The organism is Blastochloris tepida (assembly GCF_003966715.1).
GTDB lineage: Bacteria > Pseudomonadota > Alphaproteobacteria > Rhizobiales > Xanthobacteraceae > Blastochloris > Blastochloris tepida.
In genome coordinates this window covers 885366-903079 of sequence record NZ_AP018907.1, presented here as the reverse complement: position 1 = coordinate 903079, position 17714 = coordinate 885366, and the positions used below count along the sequence as shown (strand labels likewise).

Sequence of the window (17714 nt, the reverse complement as noted above, 5' to 3'; positions counted from 1 at the left end):
GATCGCCTCGGCCCGCTGCGGGTGCCACCACATGCCCAGCCGTTCAGCCTGTCATCTCTTCGCGATCGCCGCCTGTGTCGGTTCTTCGCTGAATTTGTCGACACGCGATGCGTCGGCGCTTCAGGTCTTTGAGTGTGCGCCGTTGGAAGGAAAAGGCGTGAGCATTGCCTCGGACGCACCCCGTTGGTTCGAGGATAGCTTGGGGCCCGTCCGGATAATTCTCGACAACGGCCGCTTCTACGTTTCCGTTGACAGTTACGTGCCTCCAGGCATGTCTTCAGTAATTGACGGCCGAAATCCCATCGAAGAGGCAACGGTGACCAGCGCAGATGATGACCACATAATCGCAGTTGTGATAAAAAGAAATGCAATAAATGTATTCAATTTTCACGTTAAATCACGAATGATAGTGCATATGAACTCACACATTAACAATATGGCCATGCCCGTTGTTGGCGAAAAATATCGTGCGACACGGTCCACCGTTTTCGTTTCCCATTGTCGGTGACGATACGGTCACCCCTCACCGCATGACGGCCGCCTTCACCGGGTCGACCTCCTGATCGTCGCCGGCGATCAGATCGGCCAGTGTGGAAGCCTCATTGCCCATCCACCCCTTGGTGCGTCGCGTCAGCGCCGCCCGCGTCGCCGGATTGTTTTGCTCCAGTAGGAGCTTGGCGAGGTCCGGGTCGAGCAACGCCTCGTCCAACAGCCGGCTGATGGCGTCGGCATGCGCTCGACGGACGGCCCGGCGCGCGGCCACCGCCGCGAGCGACGACACCAAGAACGGGCCGCCGATCTGGCCACGGTGCCACGCCAGGGTGCGGCTCATGACCGTCTCGGGCGTCAGGATGTTGCCGGGGCCGCCGGCTGCGGCCGGATTGCCGCCCACCGCCGCGGGCGGCCGGGGGCGAAGGTCGACGCCCTGAATGGCCTCGGCGATCTGGCGGATATTGGCGAGGTGCTCCGGGTTGTCGCGGTAAAGCCGCTCGGCCACCGCCACCGACCGCGGCTCGTCGAGGAAGCTTTTCATTGCTGCCGGCACCCACGGCCGCACGCCGGGCGTCGCCGGATCGGTGGCGCGGGCGTGCTTCTCCAGGCTTCTCCAGAACGCGGCCCGAGCACCGTCCACCGCGGCCGGGCTGTCGCCGGTGAACCGCAAGAGTTCGTCAGCGGCCTTGCCCGGCTCGTGCGAGCGCAGCACGCGCTCGAACGCCGCTTCGGTCGTCTCGTCAGCACTGCGCAGATACTGGCCGACCGTGCCGCGGCCCGGCCGCTCCGGCGTGCCCAGATCGCGCGCCAAGCCGGCCTCGGCGGTGGTCGCCTCGCCGAGCGTCCGGCGCAAGGCCGCGGCGTTGCCGAGCTCGGCCCGAAGCTCGGGGAACCGGCTGAACACCGTGTTGTAGCGGCCGAGATAGGCGTCGAGCCGCTCCGGATCGTCGAGCAAGCCGCGCTGCCGGACGTCGGACAGGACTTGATCTCGGATGGCGCCGCGGGTGCGCGGATCGTTCCCGGCCTCGCGAATGAGCGCCTCGAAGTCGGCGATGCGACCTTCGTCCGACTGCACGAACTTGTCCGGCACCGCCGAGTCCGGCTGCCGGTAGAGGCCTTGTTGCCGGTCGAGCGTCTGCGCGATGGCCGACTGTGGCCGGGTGAAGCGGTCGTTCAAGTCGCGGCTGACGGCGCGAGCGGCGTCATACTGGCCGCGCAACTCGGCCGGCAGCGCCGCGCCGAGATAGTCGTCGACGGCCGAAATGTACTGGTTGAGCACGCGAGCCCGGGCCGGGTCGCGCGCGATGCCGGCTTCGATCAAGGCGCTGGAGAGCGCCGACCGCAGGCCCGTCACCTCGCCGAGGCGCACATTCACGGTCGCGTCCGGCGCGGCTCCGCCGCCGAGGATGGCGTCGAAAATGGCGCGATCCTCGGCCGGCAGATCGGCGCGTGTCTGCGCCAACGCCGGATTGCGCGGCTGCACCCGTTCAATGATCGCGTCGGGAATCGAGACGATATCCCGCGGCACGAACGAGCGGCGCTCGGCCTCGGACAAGCCGCCGGTGACACGCTGGAAGGAGGCGGCCAGCGGCCGAATGTCGACCTCGCCGGCATCGGAGACGCCGCGCCACGCTTCCCGCTCGACGTCGCGAGCCGCCGCCTTCGCATCCTCCAATGCGCTCCGGATATCGGCGCCACGCGCGTCCGCGGTGGCGCGCACGGCCTGCAGCCGGTCGGCCGCTTGGTTGAACGTGGCTTGTGCCGCCCGCGTCCGGTCGGCGGCTTCGGCAAGCCGGCGGTCTCGCTCGACGGCCAAGGCGTTGCGCAGATCGGACGGCGATCCTTGCGGCGCCACGCCGGCCAGGGCGCTGTCAACCGCGGCCGTGTTCTCGGCGCGACGCTGGGCGAACAGGCCGGAATTCGGACCGGTGCTGCTGCGGCTTTGCTCCAGCGCGGCAAAGCCGGCGTTCCCGGTCCTGGCGGCCAACGTATCGCGGAAACCGGGAACCGCGTCGCCGACCCGCCGGCCGCGCTCGATGGCCTCGATGATCTGCCGCGTATCGCCGTCCTGCGACGCCGGGCCGACGTAGTTCTGCGCGAGCTGCTCGGCCGCCGCTTCTCGGACGACCTTCGACGTGTAGCTCGGCGAGCCGGTGACGGCGCGCGCCACGTCGGCCACCGCTGGGCCGACCGACCGGACCACACCGACGGCGCCGGCGCCGCCGAGTGCCCCGGCCAAATCGCCGATCTGCTGGCCGGTCGTCGGCTCGCGTCCTTCCCCAATCGCGCGATTGCGGCCGGTCAGCTCGCCGACTAGTCCAGCACCAGCGCCGGCAGCGGCCGCCGTCGTGCCCTCGCGCGCAACGAACTGGCCGGGCGCGGTGGCCGCAGACTCGACGAACTCGCGGACCAGCGGCGGCAGCTTGCGGGCGGCCTCGACGCCCATCTCGCCAGCGCGAAGCGCTCCAGCGACAGGCACAGTCGCCGCGCCGACCTCAATCCCGACGCGGCGCAACATGCGCTCGCCGAAGTTCTGCGCCGGCGGCGGCTCAAAGGCGCCGTAGCCGTTCAGCAGCTCGTCGATCTGCTTCGATCCGGCGACCGGCTTTTCGCTGCCGAGGCCGGCGAGGCTCAGCCCCGCATTGACCAGATCGACCGGCAGGCCGGCGACAGCCGCGACACCCTCGCGAACGCCGCGCGCAGCCTGTGACAATGGCGACAACACACGCTCGACAGCGAGTTGCGGAACGCCCGCCGCGGCGCGGCCGATCGCGCCACCGATCTGTCGCGCGAGGCTCTGGTGCGGCTCCGGGGCCGGCCTCATGGCGGCGGCCGCCGCCGGGTCCGCGGGGGCCGTGGTTGCGGCCGGGGACGGTGTGGCTGCGACAGGCGCACCAGCGGTGGGACCGGCCGGACGCCTTTTCATGTAGGCATGCGCGGCCCTGGCGGCGGCCTCGGGCGTCGTGACGCCGGCCACCTCGATCACGGTTCCGTCCGGCAGCTCAACTTCAATGACGTTCTGCGGCGAGGCGGTCATTGCGCCACCCTGCGAGCGCCGGCCTTCGGATTCGTTCAACGACGGCATGCGAGAGCTCCCTCGGTTCCAACGCTCACCAGCGGCTGAAGCGCGTCGACGGTCGCTCGCCGCCGTTCGCGGGCGCGGTCAAGAATTCGGCACGTCAATTCAACGCTGTGCATCGCGTTCCGGAATATGACCACGGTGTCCATGGCGTCGGCCCCCTGTCCGTCGAAACGCGACAGGCGCTGTTCCGGTGTCTCCGCCAGCATCACAATCAGCGTCGCGAAAGCCGCCATGGCGGCCTTGGTCGTCGCGGCCGAACACCCAACTTGCTCAAGCGGTGCTCGCATGGCGGCTTCAGCACAAACAAGCAATCCGAGGATGCGATCGCGTTGCTCAGCCGGGAGGGATACCTGTTCTATCCAGAGGACTCCCGCATATTCGAACGCCCACCGCAGACCGTGCGCAGCCTTGTACGCAAATGCGGCGGTTGCGCCTCGTTCCGCGTAGCCCGTCGCGTCCTTTAGGCCCGTACAGATGCGATCGATGTAAGGCCACATGTCGAAAGGACGTCGAGACATCGCGTTGGTCCTCAAAAGATCGCTGTCGTTTGCCCAAAGTAGGCGTTTCAGGTGTGCGCTAAAATGCCTCCCAAAAACGCCGGAAGCGCACACTTCGGGCAACGCGACTATGCTGCCGAAACCGCCACAACCACGGGGGCCGCTGTGCTCGACATTCATGCTCGCCGCGTTGTCGCGGCGTTGACCGTTCTTGCCGACGAAGTGCTCGATGCGGTGCCGGCCGATCGTCGGCCCCGCATCACGCGGTTGGTTGAACTGATGCGAGAGGACGCTGCCGCGTTGGCTGACGAACTGTCGCCGCGGCCGGTGCGCGCGGCGGTCGGCGCCGGGTCGAGCTGTGCGTCGGCCAGCGTCGCCGGGCGCCCGGTCACGCCGGCTGTCGGCGGCAACGTGGTGGCGTTTCCGGGACGTCGCCGCGGATGATCGCGCGGGAAAAGTTCGGGCTCGGCGCGAATTTCTATGAGCGCCCGGCGCCGCTTCTGTCATCGCGTTCGGACTACCCCCGGAGGGTGACCGGGGGCCGGGCCGGGGTGCTGGCGGGGCTCGCCGGCCAGCCCCGCCGCGTCGCTCGACGTGCGCGCATCGCATGCCCGCATGTCGCCCGCGCCACCGGCCCGAGGCGGGGATCAGCCGCTGGCGCGCCGCGCGCCGCCGGCCACGGGGCCAGCGACGATCAACCGATCTCGGCCTCTATCCGCGCCATCGCGACCGCGTCGGCGACTTCGTCGATGCTCTCCAGCTCAACGATGCACGCCGATGCGGCGGCTCGCGCGGACGCATGCCGCGACGCGGCGGTGAGCCGCCGCAGCTCGCCGATGACCCGGCGCCGCATCGCTGGGCTCGCGCCGTAGGAGCCGCAGGCCGTCAGGCACTCGACGCCCGCGCGAGCCTCGTTGGGATCGTTACCGCGTTCCGAGGCGGCAACCTCGGACATCGTGCACCAAAACGCACGGATTTCGTTTTCAAGCCTAGACATGCGTCCCTCCGACGGTTTACCGATGAAATGAGCATGTATGGGGTTTGCTTTTCTGTAAATAGCGGCCGCTTCCAGCGGTTTCGTATGATTTGTCTGATTTGTCATCAGACATTTTCTGACGAACGACATTTCAGAAAAGCGAATTTTGTTGAGACTGAACGCTCTAGTCGCATCGGGATTGTCTGACATTTTCATACTCGGCCACCGCCGCGCCGATGCCTTCGCCAGCATACGCGCGAATACGTACAGCATCGGGTTCGGCGCCCCCTCCGCCGTGGCGCGGCCGTGGCGATTGTCAACTTTCTCAAGATTGTTGACAGTTTCAGCCGAAAGCGCGAGACTCTGCATAGCCTTGAATGAAGGGAAAGCAGATGGCCAAGCACGAAGCGCTCGCCTACTACCGCACAAGCTCCGCCTCGAACGTCGGCGCCGACAAGGACAGCCTGGCGCGTCAAAAGGCGGCCGTTGAGGCGTATGCGAAGCGGGCCGGGCTGACGATCGTTGCCGAGTTCTACGACGCGGCCGTCAGCGGCGCCGACCCTGTCGACACCCGTCCGGGTTTCGCCGACATGCTGGAGCGGATCGCCGGCAACGGGGTTCGCAAGATCATCGTCGAGACGGCCAGCAGGTTCGCCCGCGATCTGATCGTGCAGGAAACCGGCCACAGCATGCTACAGCGCCTCGGGATCGAACTTATTGCCGCCGACAGCCCTGATAGCTTCGTTGACGAGACACCGACCGCGACGCTGATCCGGCAAATCCTCGGCGCCGTCTCTCAGTTCGAAAAGGCGATGGTGGTCGCCAAGCTTCGCGGCGCGCGGGACCGCAAGAGCCGGGAAATCGGCCGTCGCGTCGAAGGTCGCAAGCCGGTGCCGGCCGAAGCCATCGCGCTCGCCCGCCGCCTGAACCGGAAGAACCCTCGGACGGGCGAGCGGCCGTCGCTCCGCACTGTCGCCGCCAAGTTGGCCGAAGCCGGCTTCACCGGGCCGTCTGGTGCGCCCTACGGGGCCGAAAGCGTCAAGCGGATGCTGTCCACCTCGAATTGAGCGCTTCCTTAGCCGAGACCCTTGCAATCTCGGGCTGCACAAGGGGACACTGCATCTGACTTTTCCGGAGGGCGCGCCATGGTTCGGCTTGTTGTTTCTTCCCTCGCGCTTCTGACGGCGCTGACTTCTTGCGCCAACGCAGCACGAATCCGAGAGTTCAATGTAGGAAATTGGTCTGTAACAGCGTACAGCAACGATAAAACCGGCAAGTTTCAATCGTGCGTTTCTCTCGCTCCGTACAGGTCCGGCTACAATGTTCTATTTTCAATAAGCAATGATTTTCGATGGTCTCTTGGCCTATCGCGCAATAATTGGCATTTACCGTTGATGTCGAATCATAGATTTGCTTACAAAATTGATGATGGACCAGTCCGATTTGGAATCGGAGAAGCCATTTCAGATAAACTTGTTTTAGCAGAATTGCCAGATGATGTTGGTCTGTTTAACGAAATCCGTCGCGGATACGTATTATACATTAAGTCGTTAGATTCTGATGAATTTATGAAGTTTAATTTGACAAATACGTCTTCGATGCTCGCAGAGTTGCTTAATTGCGCAAAGAACCCTCTCGGCGCACCAACAGCGGCGCGCCCGACCCCACACCCCCCAACAGCTTCACGCGCACCTGTCGGCCCTTCGGCCGAAACGCGTCTTGAAGCCGTGACCTTCGCGACAAACGTCCTCAGTCTCGCCGGCATTACGGGATTCGTCTTCCTACAGCCCGATGCGATTCCACCTGAGCTAAAGGCGCACGATGCCGTTTGGGCGATAAAGGGCGAGGGCATAGGTTCGGTTAGAGTGATGGCCGCGGACCGTGAGACGACACCTGAGGCGATAAAGGCGGGCTTGTTCGCTGCCGACAGTTCACGCTGCAAAGGAAGGTTCGCTTCCGGAATCGCTCCAGCGGAGTCGAATGCTTCGGCGTTCAACCTGTTCACCGTCTGCGAGACGGACGAAGGTTACGCGACAAACTATGTCGTGCTCAAGCGACCGGCTGGGGGACACTACGTCTTGTCGACCGTAGGGAAAACGGCTGATCAGGTGAATTCTTCCGGAGCGGCGATCCAAAGAGCCGCGGTGCAAACCGTCAGTTCCCGCTAATTGGGATTTTTGGCAGCCAATTGCGCTCGGCTGCCGATTTCTTCGGCTTTGCTTCACACAGGCTCCGGTCAGCCGAACACGCCCCGATCCCGCTTCGATCGCGGCTTCGCCGGCGCGGCTTCGCCGGTGCGCGCCCGCCGCAAGCGTTCGATCTCACGGTCGAGTTCGTCGAGGCTCATTTCGTACGGCTGCTTAGGCGCCCCGCCATCGTCGCTCTTCGCGAACAAGTTCGCAGCACGCAACAGCGCCACGGACGCCGTTGCGCGGGCCGGTGCTGGCGCCCGCTTGTCGCGGGCCACGCTCAACGCTGCCCGATAGCCTTCAAACGCCCCGCGCGTGCGCAGGCTCCGCCCGAGCGCCTCTCGGAACTCGACCTCATCGTCGATCGCGGCGAGCTCTTCGAGCTCAGCGTCGAGGCCGTCGTCGGCTTCGCCTTCGTCGTTGGCCTTTGTCATCGGAAAATCCCTTCTCCTGTTTCGATCGCGAGCGCCAATCGCAATTCGACGATCTCGGCGTCGAGCGCCAGCAGCTCCGGACTGCGGCGCTCACGCGGCCGATCACCGCCCAGCAGATTCGCCGCAGCCTTGTCCTGGCGCCGCCGCTCACGTTCGGCGGCACGTTCGGCGGCCGAGCCGGGCTTGCGTGCGCGGTGCCAAGCCTCGTGACGCGCCCTCTCCTCCGGCGTCATCGCGGCAAGGCGAGCAGCACGCTTCGCCCGACGCCACTCCAGATGCTCCAGCTTGCGCGCCAGCGCCGCGTCGGCGCCGGGGCCGTTCTCCGGCCACCGGGGCTTATGCCACCCGTCACCGCCCGGCACACGGCCACCGTGAAGCCGGCAACGCCCATTGGCCAACGGCAAGTTCTGGCACGGCTGGCCATCCGTCCGCCGCTTGGCGCCGCATTTTGGCCGGAGATGGCGGGTCGCGTTGAATTTCGCGAGCGCGGCGTCGGCCACCTCTCGGAATTCGCGCGAGCGCGCCCACAATTGGCGACTGTTAAGCTTCACCGATGCGCTCCGCCCAAACGCCCGCATAAATTATCCCGTATGACGCGGCGACCGGATATTTTATCCGCCGAATTGTCGGCCTTGTTTGTTGTCGAAAACCACCGTGCCGTTTTTCTGAAACGGCCGCCTTCCGCCCGTGGGGGCGGCGGCTTGTCGGTGCCGACAGCCCCCCGTAGGGCGACAAGCACCGACAAGCGACAAGCATTGATTTCATTGAGTTTTTTCCGCCCTTGTCGCTTGTTTTCTGCCGACAAGCACCGACAAGCAAACCGGAATGAACTAACTCATTGTTTTGATGGATATTTTGCTTGTCGCCGACAAGCGACCGACAAGCACCGACAAGACCTGCGATCGGCTTGTCGCCGACAAGCACCGACATGCGATCGACAAGGCCGAAAAGGGCGACAAGGCCGGTGAAAGTCATTTTCCGCCTTCCTGTGTGACGCGGCTCGTGTGTGACATGTCATACGTGTCCTCGGCCGGAATTCGTTCGATCCATAGCGGCGCCTTGTCGCCGGAGCCCCGCTTTGAAATTCGGATCAGGACTTTTCGGCCGCGGTGGTCGACGCAAATTCCTTGACCCACGAGCGCCGACCGAACCTCTCCGGTAATCGTCGGCCGACCTGCGGCCTTGATCAGGCCGGCGTCGCGCATCCGAGCGCCGATGACCTCCCAATTCCCGCCGAGCCCGATTTCGTCGTCGTCGCCCATCAGCTCATTGGCGATGCGGGCGACTTGCTGTGCTTTGGCTTGGTCAACCGGCTTTTCGCCGGCGGCCGCGGCCAGGGCTTTGACGTCCACCAGCTCCAGCACCGGGGCGAAGTCGCCGGCCATCTTGAGCGCCTCGCGCGGGTTGCCCTCGAACAACACCTCGGCCGTCGCTGGCCGAGTTCCGAGGCCGTTTCCAACCGGAGCGCTGACACGCCGGAACACGAGAGGCCCCGTCGGCACCTTGTCGTGGCTGACTTTCGCGTAGTCGAGCCGGATCAGGCGCTCGGCCGGCGTGACGCCCCAAGCCTTTTCGTCGCCATCGCCGGTCACGTTGCAGAGTGTGAAGGCGCTGCGCACCTTGCCGACAGCGGCGAAGCCGCCACGTCCGGCCGCCATGTCGCCCTTGTTGTCCCGCGAGGCTTTCGAGGTGTGGTGAACGACAAGGATGCTCGTCTGCCGACGTGTCGCGATCCGCGCCAGCTCCTGCAGCAAGGCGTCCTGATCGTCGTTGCTGTTCTCGTTGCCGCCCGCACTGAGGCTGATCTGCGGATCGAGGACGACCAGCACGGCCCCGTGTTCCGCAATCACGCTCTCGAGCGCGTCGGCGCCCGGTGCTCGCTTCATCGCACCACGCTCGCCGTCGCGGCGGACGATCGTCAGGGTTTGGTGGTCAATCCCCGACCACAGCACGATCGGGTGTTTCATGTCGGCTGCGGTGATGCCGTAATGCCGCTGGGCAGCAGCCAACCGGCGGCGCATTTCCGCTTCCCGATCCTCGGCGTTGTAGACGATGACCGCACCAGAGCGATGCAAGCGCTCCGGGCTGATCGGGTTTCCCGATGCGTCAGCGCCGCGGAGAAGCTGTTCGTTGCCCGTCGCGACGGCAAGAGCATCGCGAAGCGCGAAGGTGGATTTTGAGATTCCGGGCTCGCCGACGCACTGGGCAACATCGCCGATCGGCAAGCGGGGGCACACCAGCCATTCGCGCACCGACACCGCGGACGTGTCCACCACCCCGCGAACGACCGTTAACGCCGGGCTCGCGAGCATCGGTGCCGAGCCCTCGGCCTGCTCGCGAGCCCGGCGCGCTGCGATCTCGAACGGGTCCTCGGTGTCCTCGATGACGTCGAACCACAGCTCCGCCCGGCTGAACTTGCCGCCGCTGTGCTGCTCGGCCAACTCATACAGCCACGAGGCACCGCGCCGGAACGGCGGCTTGCACCGCGCCCATTCCGCGGTCACGTAATCCGGATCGTTGGCTTCGCCGTCCGGGTCCTCCCAGCGGGCCGACCACTCGTGGAACAGCTCCAGCGCGTCGTCGGGGTGGTCCGGCAACGCGGCCTTGATGGCGTAGCCGAACCCTAGCCAAGCCTCGCGCGTCGGGAACAGCTCGGTTCGGTTCGGCGTAGCCTCGACGGCGCGGCGAACGTCCTCCAGCCGCCCCTGCAGCGAGGACTGGTCGACGTCGCCCTTGCCGCCCTCCAGCACCAAAGGTTTGCTGGCCGGCATGGCCGCTCGGATCGCCTCCAAGACGGCCAGGATGGCTTGAGGCTCGAACACCGGCAGATCGTCGAGCCGCACCGGCGGGCGCGGCCAGTGGTAGGGCTTGCGGGTTTTCGGATGCGTCCCGGCGGCAACGAACTGTCTGCCGTCGGTCAGAAGCTCGACGCGGAAGCGCGACCGGCCCCTGTCATCGCGCTCGCCGAATTCCACGCGGGCGTAGCGCATCGGTTCCAACGATCGACACAAATAGAGCGCCTTGGGGTCCTGCCCAATGCGCACCGGCAACAGGCCGAGCTTCTCCTCGATAACGCTCCGAATGGTGCGGGCTTGGTCGAGGTCGAGAGTGTCGGCGTCGATCGCCACCAATCCGTCAGCGCCACCGCACTTGATGCCGACACCGGCGCCCATGCCCGCCCAACGCTGCAGATCGGCCTCAGTGGATTCCCAAGACGCCCAATCGAACGAGCACCACTTGCCGTCTCGGCCCTTGACGCCCGGCGTCTTGCCGCGGCCATCGTTGCGAGGGTCTTTCTTGATGCGCTGGTGGAGCGTCGAGTGCTCCGACAATTCAGCATCAACCGGGACGATCGGCACCAGCCGGCGATATCCAAGCCGCCAGAACTCGGCGAACCTCCCGGGCGGCACGACGGGTGCCGGCGCCGGCACGGGACCTGCCGGCTGCGACTTCTCGAATACAGCTGGTGACAGCCGCGACGTATTTCCGCCAGCCGGCGGCAGCTTCGGCGCCCGCGCAAGCAATTCGCTGAAGTCGGCCGCCGAATTGCCCGCGGCGCCCGGCCGTGCTAAAGGATTGACGCTCACGATAATTCCCTTTCCGGCCGGTCGCTCGTTCCCGCGAGCGCCGGCCTTCTTGCTTCAAGACCTGGAATTGTCGACGACGAGCCGTAGTGTCGGCTGCGAGCGGCGTCGTTCCTGAACGGCGGCTTCGCGTTTCGCGGCCTCTTGCTCGGCCAACATCGCGGCAATGCTCGCGGTGGTGACGTAAAGCTGTCCGCCTGCGGCCGCCCTGATGCCGTCGAGACGGCATGCGCCAACGTTGTTTCGCACGCGGGATGTCGACCACCCGAGCAAGTCTGCCGCCTCTCGCACCGACACCGCGAGGCGCGTGCGCCAATCCGATGAATTCTCAATTCGGGTTTCGTTGGTGCTCAACATCGGCCGCCCTCTGAAGCGTGTGAAGGCGCCATCATCGGCGGTTCAGGTGTGCGCTGCGATGGCCGATTTTCGGGCGTCTTCCGCACACCTCCGCCACGTTTGCAGCAAACCGAGCTGGACCAGCGAGGCCGACACTTTCTCGGAGGCACACGGCCCGAGGATTTCCGCCACGCGTGCCGGAAGGTCGCGCTCTGCATCGAGCACGTCCACGAGGTCGCACCCCGTGACCCGGTCGAGGTCGCGGCGCTCGCGCCGTGTGATCCGATAAAGCTGGTGAAGCGCCCGAACCCGATACACGTCGGCGATCAGGGTCGCTCCGACGAGGTCAGGGTTTCCTAACGCGAAGAGGTGAATTCTATATGCGCGCAAAGCACGCCGCACCGCGTCGCGTGAAAGGCCATCCGACGGCCCCTTCCGCTGAAGATTGGATTCGGTGGGTTGCCGCACGCCGGCGTTGAGAAGCGCTTGGGCAGCTACGCATTGCGCATTCTCGGTTTCCCCTCTTGAGAATAGGCAGGTGGCACCGATCACGCGCTGGTGCAGCCATCGAAGGGAATTCTGCGAGTCCTGCGGTGGTTGGGGAACCGTTGCCTCGCTGTTCAACCACGCGGCGCGGATTTCTATCACGCGCCGCTCGACCGCTGCCGCGGTCCCGGGCGACATCGGCTCCTCGAAACAGCCCGGAGGAACCCCGGCCGCCAGAAGCTCGCGGATCGCCTCTCGGTGAAACACGTCGGTCATTTGCTCCAGCACCGATCGGTATCGCTGCCAGTAGCCGCGCTCATAGGCCGACATGCCGGCCGTCGGTTCGACCGGCGGGAACCAGTGCGCCGGTGTCTCTTCGCGGTTCAGCCGCGCAAACCCGGCCGCAAGGAACGCAAACGCTGATCGCGGGTTCGGGTGGTCTACGCTGCGGGGGCCGTCGGACCGGGGCATGCCCATGGCCGGCGCCTCAGGCAAACACGTCGACCGCGGCCGACGCCGACGCCGACGCCGACGCCGTGCGGGCCGCTCGCGCCGCCTCGCCGCGATTCGACCGTGCCCACGGCCCCGAAGTCCTGGCCTCACGGTCAAGCAGCGCGTCGACATCCGCCTTCCGGATAAGCGTCCGGCCGCCGACTTTGATCGGCCGCAGGTCGCCACGCTCGAAGAGATTGTAAACTGATGAACGCGACACCCTGAGATAGGCCGCAGCTTCGGGGACCGTCAGCGCGCCGAATCCACACGGCGGCGCCGGAACACCTTTCCTGCTTCGCGATTTCACCGTTCCCACTTTGGGCCTCCGTAAAATGATGGATTGGCAATATAGCTGGCGTTTGGAAACAAGTAAACAGTTGAGGACGGCGCTCTTCTCAGCAACGCCGTGTCATACAATTTGCCGCCCGCTGTTTAAGTGATCCCGTGTCTTACATTTCTCCGCAGCGTGTATGACACGTACTTAGCGATAATTCGCGAGATAGGCGGGAAGGCAGCTTTCTGATTAAAAAACAAAAGGTTACACCAGCACGAAAACCCAAGTCGGCGTGCGATCTGTCCGACGCGGCCACGCCCAAACTCGAATTTTCCGCGTCCGATGCGGGTGCGGCGCTGGGATTTGAAATCAACGAATTCGGCAACGACAACGACCCCGGCCAATCGAGCCAGGGCGCAAGTCGCGGATTTTGCTATGAAATTTTGGCGCTCCCTAGGGAAGCGCCTATTTCAGGCAATGGCAATGGTTTAGGTCACAATTTGGGGTCAGAGCGAGGCATTGATTCTCAATGCAATTCTGAACTCTCCCCCAAACTCCAGAGCGGCCCGAACACCCCCAAGAACGAGAACCCCGCGGCCGGTGGCTCGGCGCGCGGGGTCAGTCGTGACGCTCCTGCTCGGCAGCAGAACACCGACAACGGTAGCCGGGGCAGCGGGCGCCGGCAAGAAGCTCGCCGGCCCGTCAGCGTCTATGACGGCACCCGCCGGGCCGGCCGGGTGGAGCCCGCTGGCGCCGGCTTTGCGGCCTTCGATGCCGACGACGCCCCCCTCGGCGTCTTCGCGACGTTCAAGGCCGCGGTTGCGGCTGTGCCGGCGGTGGGGGTGCGTCATGGCTGACGCCTTCCGCAACTTCGCCAGCCCGACGTCATCGAAGGCCGGCTTCCTCGCGATGTGTCAGGCCGCTGGCGTCGATCCCGACAGCATCCCCGATGCGCCGGGCGGACGCGCCCAGTCTCCCGACAGACCGATTGTGCGTCGCTTCCCGCCGCGCCGGCACCCGCGCTCGCCTGACCACGAGGCATCTCGCAGGCGTCGCCGCATGCTCGGCAGCTCGTCGCCCATGCCGTCCGACTTGCGCGCCCTGTTCACCGAGGGCGAGCGCGCCGTGCTCGCCATCATCGCGGGCGACGTGAAGCACCGCGGCATCAGCGACCGGCCCAACGATCAGATTGCCGCGCTCGCCGGCGTCTGCCGCTCCACCGTGCAGAACGCGCTGCGCGCGGCCGGCCGCCTCGGCCTGATCAAGGTGACCGCGCGTCCGCGCCCCGGTCAGAAGAACCTGCCGAACCTCATCGAGATCGTCTCGCCCGAGTGGCGGGCGTGGATCAAGTGCGGCCCGACCGCACACCGCCCGATAGGGTTCAAAACGGCCAAAACGGTGAGCCCCACGAAGAGCACAGATGTTTCTTCCTGCAGCGTCGCCGCAGCGAAGACCACGCAAGAGGCTTGGCGATGGGAGCCCGGGGCGAGGTCGAGCCCGCACCTGCGTCGGTAGGGCTGCCATCATGGGACTTCAGTCCGCAGCAGCCATCACCACGGCATCCGACACGACGCACTCAGAGGCGCCGTTCGAGGCGGCATTCGACGCGCTGCAGCAGCGTGGCCCGCAGGGTGTGCCGGCCGCGAGGCGAGGCGCGTCGGGGCGACGGCGCCGCCCCCGGGGGGTGGGTCAGAACTTCCAGGAGAGCCGCCGGGACCGGCATGCGCATCTCCGCGTAAAGTTTCGAGGGTTTTCAGATTTTCCGCCCGATCTGGCGAGGCCAGCGAGCATACATCCCGCCTCAAGGCCAGAGGTGCGGCACCATAGATCACAGAAGCGCGGAATGCATTGTAATAGATTGGAACGTTCGTCAGTCCACCCTGCAAGTTATTGATGCACTCTGCAATCCTCGTCTAATCTATTGCAGCACGTAAACTTCTTGCTTCGGTGGATGCATGTTCGACGACATTCGCAAGTTGCTGGGGCTCGAGACCAAGGCCGCGGGGCCGGTCTCGCTCACCGCGTCCTCGCCCGAGCTGCTTGCCCTGTTCGGCGCCGCGCCGACCGCCGCCGGCGCCGTCGTGACGCCCGAGACCGCGCTGCGGGTGCCGGCGGTGGCCTGCGCCACCCGCGCGATCGGCGAGGCGGTCGCCTGCCTGCCGCGCTCCGTCTACCGGGTGGCGGCCGATGGCTCGCGGGTGCCGGTGCCCGATCATCCCGCCCAGGCGCTGCTGTCGGGCGAGTGGAACGACTGGACCGGCGCCTATGACGGCTTCCTCGGCGCCACCATCGACGCGCTCACCAACGACGCCGGCGCCCTGGTGTGGGTCAACCGCGTCAATGGCGCGCCGCGCGAGCTGATCCGCTACCGGCCGGGCACGTTCAGCGTCACCCGCGACGCCGCGACCGGCGAGCCGGCGTTCAAGCTCAACACCGCCGACGGCCCGCGCGAGCTGGCGGCCGGCGACTGCATCGCCGTGACCGCGTTCGGCGCGGTCGGCCGTGCGCCGCTGACGCTCGCCCGCGAGGCGATCGGCCTCGCGCTGGTGATGGAGCGCCACGCCGGCAAGCTGTTCGCCGCCGGCGCCCGTCCCGGCGGCGTGCTGAAGTACGGCAAGACGCTCGGCGAGGCGGCGCTGAAGCGGCTCAAGGACAGCTTCCAGGCGGTCTACAGCGGCACCGACAAGAGCGGCAACACCCTCATCCTGGAAGACGGCATGGAGTTCATGCCGCTGACCTTCAGCTCGGTCGACCTGCAGTTCCTCGAGCTGCGGCGCTATCAGGTGCTGGAGATCGCGCGGGCGTTCCGCGTGCCGCCGCACATGCTGTTCGAACTCGAGCGGGCGACCTGGGGCAATGTCGAGAGCCTCGGCCGCGAGTTCCTGGTGTTCTGCCTGCAGCCGATGTTGCGGGCCTGGGAGTCGGCGCTGCGCCGGGCGCTCTTGACGCCGGACGAGCGCAAGTCCGGGCTGGTGATCGAGTTCGACGAGGACGACCTCACCCAGGCCAACATCGCCGATCGCGCCACCGCCTATTCGCAGCTCATCGCCGCGCGCGTCATCAACCCCAACACCGCCCGGACGTGGGAGCGGCTGGCGCCCTATCCCGGCGGCGAGGTCTACGCGAACCCGGCGATCACCCCCGGCGCCGCCGCCACTCCGGGGGCGACGTCATGACGGTGCGCGTCGAGATCAAGGCAACGCTCGCCGTTGACGAGGCCGGGCTGATCACCGGCCTCGCTTGGCCGTTCGGCTCGCCCGACCGGGCCGGCGACGTGATGCAGCCCGGCGCCTTCGCCACCGCCAAGGCGCCGCTGCCGATGCTGTTCGGGCATGACCCGAACGACGTGGTCGGGGCGTGGACCGACGTCACCGAGGACGCGGTCGGCCTGCACGTGACGGGCCGGCTGCTGGTCGACGACATCGCCCGTGCCCGCGAGGTCCGCGCCATGGTGCAGGCCGGCGCCGTCACCGGCCTGTCGATCGGCTTCATCGCCCGGAAGGCGGCGCCGCGCCGCGGCGGTGGCCGCACCATCGCCGCCGTCGACCTCGCCGAGATCAGCCTCGTTTCCATTCCCTGCCATCCCGGCGCGCGGGTGACCGGCGCCAAGTCCGCGGCGGCAGCCCTCGCGCTCGCCGACGCGATCAACCGCGCCGCCGCGGCGCTGAAGAGGTGAAGACCATGACGACGCATATCCGGCCGCTGCCCGGCGGCATCGAGTTGAAGGGCGAAGGCGCCCCGCCGGCCGACGACGCGGGCGACCTCGTCACCAAGGCGCTCGCCGACCTCACCAAGACCGTCGACGACCGCCTGAAGGGCCTCGAGGCGAAGACGGCGACCGCCGACAAGCTGGCCGAGCGGCTCGACAAGATCGAACTCAAGCTCAATCGCCCCGGTTCGGGCGATCCGGAGCCGGACAAGACGCCGGCGCTCGAGACCAAGGCGTTCGAGGCGTTCCTGCGCACCGGCCGCGAGGCGATGGGCGATGTCGAGCGCAAGGCGCTGCGGCTCGCCGACGATTCCCAGGCCGGCTATCTGGCGCCGCCCGAGTTCGTCGCCGAGATCGACAAGAACCTCGTGCTGTTCTCGCCGGTGCGCCAGGTCGCCACCGTGCGCAGCACCTCGGCGCCCAGCGTCACCATGCTCCGCCGCGCCAGCGCCGCCTCGGCGACCTGGGTGGCCGAGGACGAAGACCGGCCCGAGACCACGGTCCAGTACGGCGCGCAGAGCTATCCCGTGCACGAGCTGGCGACCTATGTCGACGTCTCGCTGCAGATGCTCGAGGACGCCGCGATCGACGTGGCCTCCGAACTCGCGCTCGAGTTCGCCGAGGCGTTCGGCCTCGCCGAGGGCACGGCGTTCGTCACCGGCTCCGGCGTGAAGCGTCCGATGGGCTTCATGGCCGACACCGGCGTCTCCTACACCCCCGGCGGCGATGCCAGCGTGATCAAGCCGGACGGCCTGATCGACCTCTACCATGCCGTCAAGCCGGCCTACCGCCTCAACGGCGTGTGGATGATGAACTCGGCGACGCTCGGCGCCATCCGCAAGCTGAAGGACGGCCAGGGTCAGTACCTCGTCCAGACCGCCGCGGGCCTCGCCGGTGCGCCGGCCACCACCATTCTCGGCCGCCCGGTGGTCGAGGCGCCGGACATGCCGGATGTGGTCGCCAATGCCTTCCCGATCGCGTTCGGCGACTTCAGCGTCGGCTACCGTATCTTCGACCGCATCGCGCTGTCGATCGTCCGCGACGACTACACCCAGCGCACCAAGGGCCGCGTCCGCTTCCACGGCCGCCGTCGCGTCGCCGGCGGCGTCCGCCGGGCCGAGGCGATCCGGAAGCTCAAGATCGCCACCGCCTGACCAGCAGCC

18 protein-coding genes are annotated in these 17714 nt (G+C 66.6%); 8 read left to right on the top strand and 10 right to left on the bottom strand.

Annotation, left to right across the window (positions count from 1 at the left end; genetic code table 11):
* The first annotated feature begins 31 nt into the window (after positions 1-31).
* Complete coding sequence (locus tag BLTE_RS04125; protein ID WP_126397870.1) at positions 32-508, top strand: hypothetical protein; 477 nt, start codon at positions 32-34, stop codon at positions 506-508.
* Positions 509-523: 15 nt separating this feature from the next.
* On the opposite strand, the gene BLTE_RS04120 is transcribed toward BLTE_RS04125, so the two are convergent.
* Positions 524-3316, bottom strand: coding sequence for a hypothetical protein (locus BLTE_RS04120; protein WP_126397868.1), 2793 nt, complete (start codon positions 3314-3316; stop codon positions 524-526).
* Positions 3317-3564: 248 nt separating this feature from the next.
* On the bottom strand, positions 3565-4251 hold the full coding sequence (locus BLTE_RS04115) for a hypothetical protein (RefSeq protein WP_126397866.1): 687 nt from the start codon (positions 4249-4251) through the stop codon (positions 3565-3567).
* On the opposite strand from BLTE_RS04115, the gene BLTE_RS04110 reads away from it, so the two are divergent.
* Complete coding sequence (locus tag BLTE_RS04110; RefSeq protein WP_126397864.1) at positions 4237-4515, top strand: hypothetical protein; 279 nt, start codon at positions 4237-4239, stop codon at positions 4513-4515. The genes BLTE_RS04115 and BLTE_RS04110 overlap by 15 nt on opposite strands.
* A gap of 250 nt (positions 4516-4765) precedes the next feature.
* Here BLTE_RS04110 and BLTE_RS04105 read toward each other — a convergent pair whose 3' ends face one another.
* A complete protein-coding gene (locus tag BLTE_RS04105; protein ID WP_126397862.1) occupies positions 4766-5416 on the bottom strand; it encodes a hypothetical protein in 651 nt (216 codons plus the stop codon).
* 23 nt (positions 5417-5439) lie between these two features.
* Here BLTE_RS04105 and BLTE_RS04100 point away from each other — a divergent pair, with 23 nt between their 5' ends.
* On the top strand, positions 5440-6114 hold the full coding sequence (locus tag BLTE_RS04100; protein WP_244600106.1) for a recombinase family protein: 675 nt from the start codon (positions 5440-5442) through the stop codon (positions 6112-6114).
* Between the two features lie 78 nt (positions 6115-6192).
* The gene (locus BLTE_RS04095) at positions 6193-7215 is read left to right on the top strand and encodes a hypothetical protein (protein ID WP_126397858.1); all 1023 of its coding nucleotides are present in this window, start codon (positions 6193-6195) and stop codon (positions 7213-7215) included.
* Between the two features lie 68 nt (positions 7216-7283).
* Here the strand turns inward: BLTE_RS04095 and BLTE_RS04090 are convergent, their stop codons facing one another.
* The 7 genes from BLTE_RS04090 to BLTE_RS04060 are packed head-to-tail and all read right to left on the bottom strand — an operon-like array spanning position 7284 to position 12884.
* Complete coding sequence (locus tag BLTE_RS04090; protein ID WP_126397856.1) at positions 7284-7670, bottom strand: hypothetical protein; 387 nt, start codon at positions 7668-7670, stop codon at positions 7284-7286.
* On the bottom strand, positions 7667-8221 hold the full coding sequence (locus tag BLTE_RS04085) for an HGGxSTG domain-containing protein (RefSeq protein WP_126397854.1): 555 nt from the start codon (positions 8219-8221) through the stop codon (positions 7667-7669). The genes BLTE_RS04090 and BLTE_RS04085 overlap by 4 nt, the downstream gene beginning before the upstream one ends.
* Entirely contained in the window at positions 8211-8645 is a 435-nt protein-coding gene (locus tag BLTE_RS04080) for a hypothetical protein (RefSeq protein WP_126397852.1), read from the bottom strand. The genes BLTE_RS04085 and BLTE_RS04080 overlap by 11 nt, the downstream gene beginning before the upstream one ends.
* The gene (locus BLTE_RS04075; protein WP_126397850.1) at positions 8642-11257 is read right to left on the bottom strand and encodes an AAA family ATPase; all 2616 of its coding nucleotides are present in this window, start codon (positions 11255-11257) and stop codon (positions 8642-8644) included. Before BLTE_RS04075 ends, BLTE_RS04080 begins: the two co-directional genes overlap by 4 nt.
* A 54-nt stretch (positions 11258-11311) precedes the next feature.
* A complete protein-coding gene (locus BLTE_RS04070) occupies positions 11312-11611 on the bottom strand; it encodes a hypothetical protein (RefSeq protein ID WP_126397848.1) in 300 nt (99 codons plus the stop codon).
* A 42-nt stretch (positions 11612-11653) separates the two neighbouring features.
* Positions 11654-12553: a hypothetical protein gene (locus tag BLTE_RS04065; protein WP_126397846.1), complete on the bottom strand. Its 900-nt coding sequence runs from the start codon at positions 12551-12553 to the stop codon at positions 11654-11656.
* Positions 12554-12563: 10 nt separating this feature from the next.
* Positions 12564-12884, bottom strand: coding sequence for a helix-turn-helix domain-containing protein (locus BLTE_RS04060; protein WP_197723266.1), 321 nt, complete (start codon positions 12882-12884; stop codon positions 12564-12566).
* Positions 12885-13691: 807 nt separating this feature from the next.
* Here BLTE_RS04060 and BLTE_RS04055 point away from each other — a divergent pair.
* The 4 genes from BLTE_RS04055 to BLTE_RS04040 all read left to right on the top strand — a co-directional run bounded on the left by BLTE_RS04055 (position 13692) and on the right by BLTE_RS04040 (position 17705).
* Positions 13692-14357 carry a helix-turn-helix domain-containing protein gene (locus tag BLTE_RS04055; protein ID WP_126397844.1) on the top strand — a complete coding sequence of 222 codons (666 nt, stop codon included), beginning with the start codon at positions 13692-13694 and terminating at the stop codon, positions 14355-14357.
* A gap of 440 nt (positions 14358-14797) precedes the next feature.
* A complete protein-coding gene (locus BLTE_RS04050; protein ID WP_126397841.1) occupies positions 14798-16018 on the top strand; it encodes a phage portal protein in 1221 nt (406 codons plus the stop codon).
* Complete coding sequence (locus BLTE_RS04045; protein ID WP_126397839.1) at positions 16015-16518, top strand: HK97 family phage prohead protease; 504 nt, start codon at positions 16015-16017, stop codon at positions 16516-16518. Before BLTE_RS04050 ends, BLTE_RS04045 begins: the two co-directional genes overlap by 4 nt.
* A 5-nt stretch (positions 16519-16523) precedes the next feature.
* The gene (locus BLTE_RS04040) at positions 16524-17705 is read left to right on the top strand and encodes a phage major capsid protein (RefSeq protein WP_126397837.1); all 1182 of its coding nucleotides are present in this window, start codon (positions 16524-16526) and stop codon (positions 17703-17705) included.
* The last annotated feature ends 9 nt before the right edge of the window (positions 17706-17714 follow it).

Bases quoted from the DNA above. Each gene is read 5' to 3' on its own strand.
- BLTE_RS04070 (WP_126397848.1), bottom strand. From the start codon at position 11,611: ATGTTGAGCACCAACGAAACCCGAATTGAGAATTCATCGGATTGGCGC.
- BLTE_RS04065 (WP_126397846.1), bottom strand. From the start codon at position 12,553: ATGGGCATGCCCCGGTCCGACGGCCCCCGCAGCGTAGACCACCCGAAC.
- BLTE_RS04090 (WP_126397856.1), bottom strand. From the start codon at position 7,670: ATGACAAAGGCCAACGACGAAGGCGAAGCCGACGACGGCCTCGACGCT.
- BLTE_RS04055 (WP_126397844.1), top strand. From the start codon at position 13,692: ATGGCTGACGCCTTCCGCAACTTCGCCAGCCCGACGTCATCGAAGGCC.
- BLTE_RS04100 (WP_244600106.1), top strand. From the start codon at position 5,440: ATGGCCAAGCACGAAGCGCTCGCCTACTACCGCACAAGCTCCGCCTCG.
- BLTE_RS04120 (WP_126397868.1), bottom strand. From the start codon at position 3,316: ATGAGGCCGGCCCCGGAGCCGCACCAGAGCCTCGCGCGACAGATCGGT.
- BLTE_RS04045 (WP_126397839.1), top strand. From the start codon at position 16,015: ATGACGGTGCGCGTCGAGATCAAGGCAACGCTCGCCGTTGACGAGGCC.
- BLTE_RS04095 (WP_126397858.1), top strand. From the start codon at position 6,193: ATGGTTCGGCTTGTTGTTTCTTCCCTCGCGCTTCTGACGGCGCTGACT.
- BLTE_RS04125 (WP_126397870.1), top strand. From the start codon at position 32: ATGCCCAGCCGTTCAGCCTGTCATCTCTTCGCGATCGCCGCCTGTGTC.
- BLTE_RS04080 (WP_126397852.1), bottom strand. From the start codon at position 8,645: ATGACTTTCACCGGCCTTGTCGCCCTTTTCGGCCTTGTCGATCGCATG.
- BLTE_RS04115 (WP_126397866.1), bottom strand. From the start codon at position 4,251: ATGAATGTCGAGCACAGCGGCCCCCGTGGTTGTGGCGGTTTCGGCAGC.
- BLTE_RS04040 (WP_126397837.1), top strand. From the start codon at position 16,524: ATGACGACGCATATCCGGCCGCTGCCCGGCGGCATCGAGTTGAAGGGC.
- BLTE_RS04050 (WP_126397841.1), top strand. From the start codon at position 14,798: ATGTTCGACGACATTCGCAAGTTGCTGGGGCTCGAGACCAAGGCCGCG.
- BLTE_RS04105 (WP_126397862.1), bottom strand. From the start codon at position 5,416: ATGCAGAGTCTCGCGCTTTCGGCTGAAACTGTCAACAATCTTGAGAAA.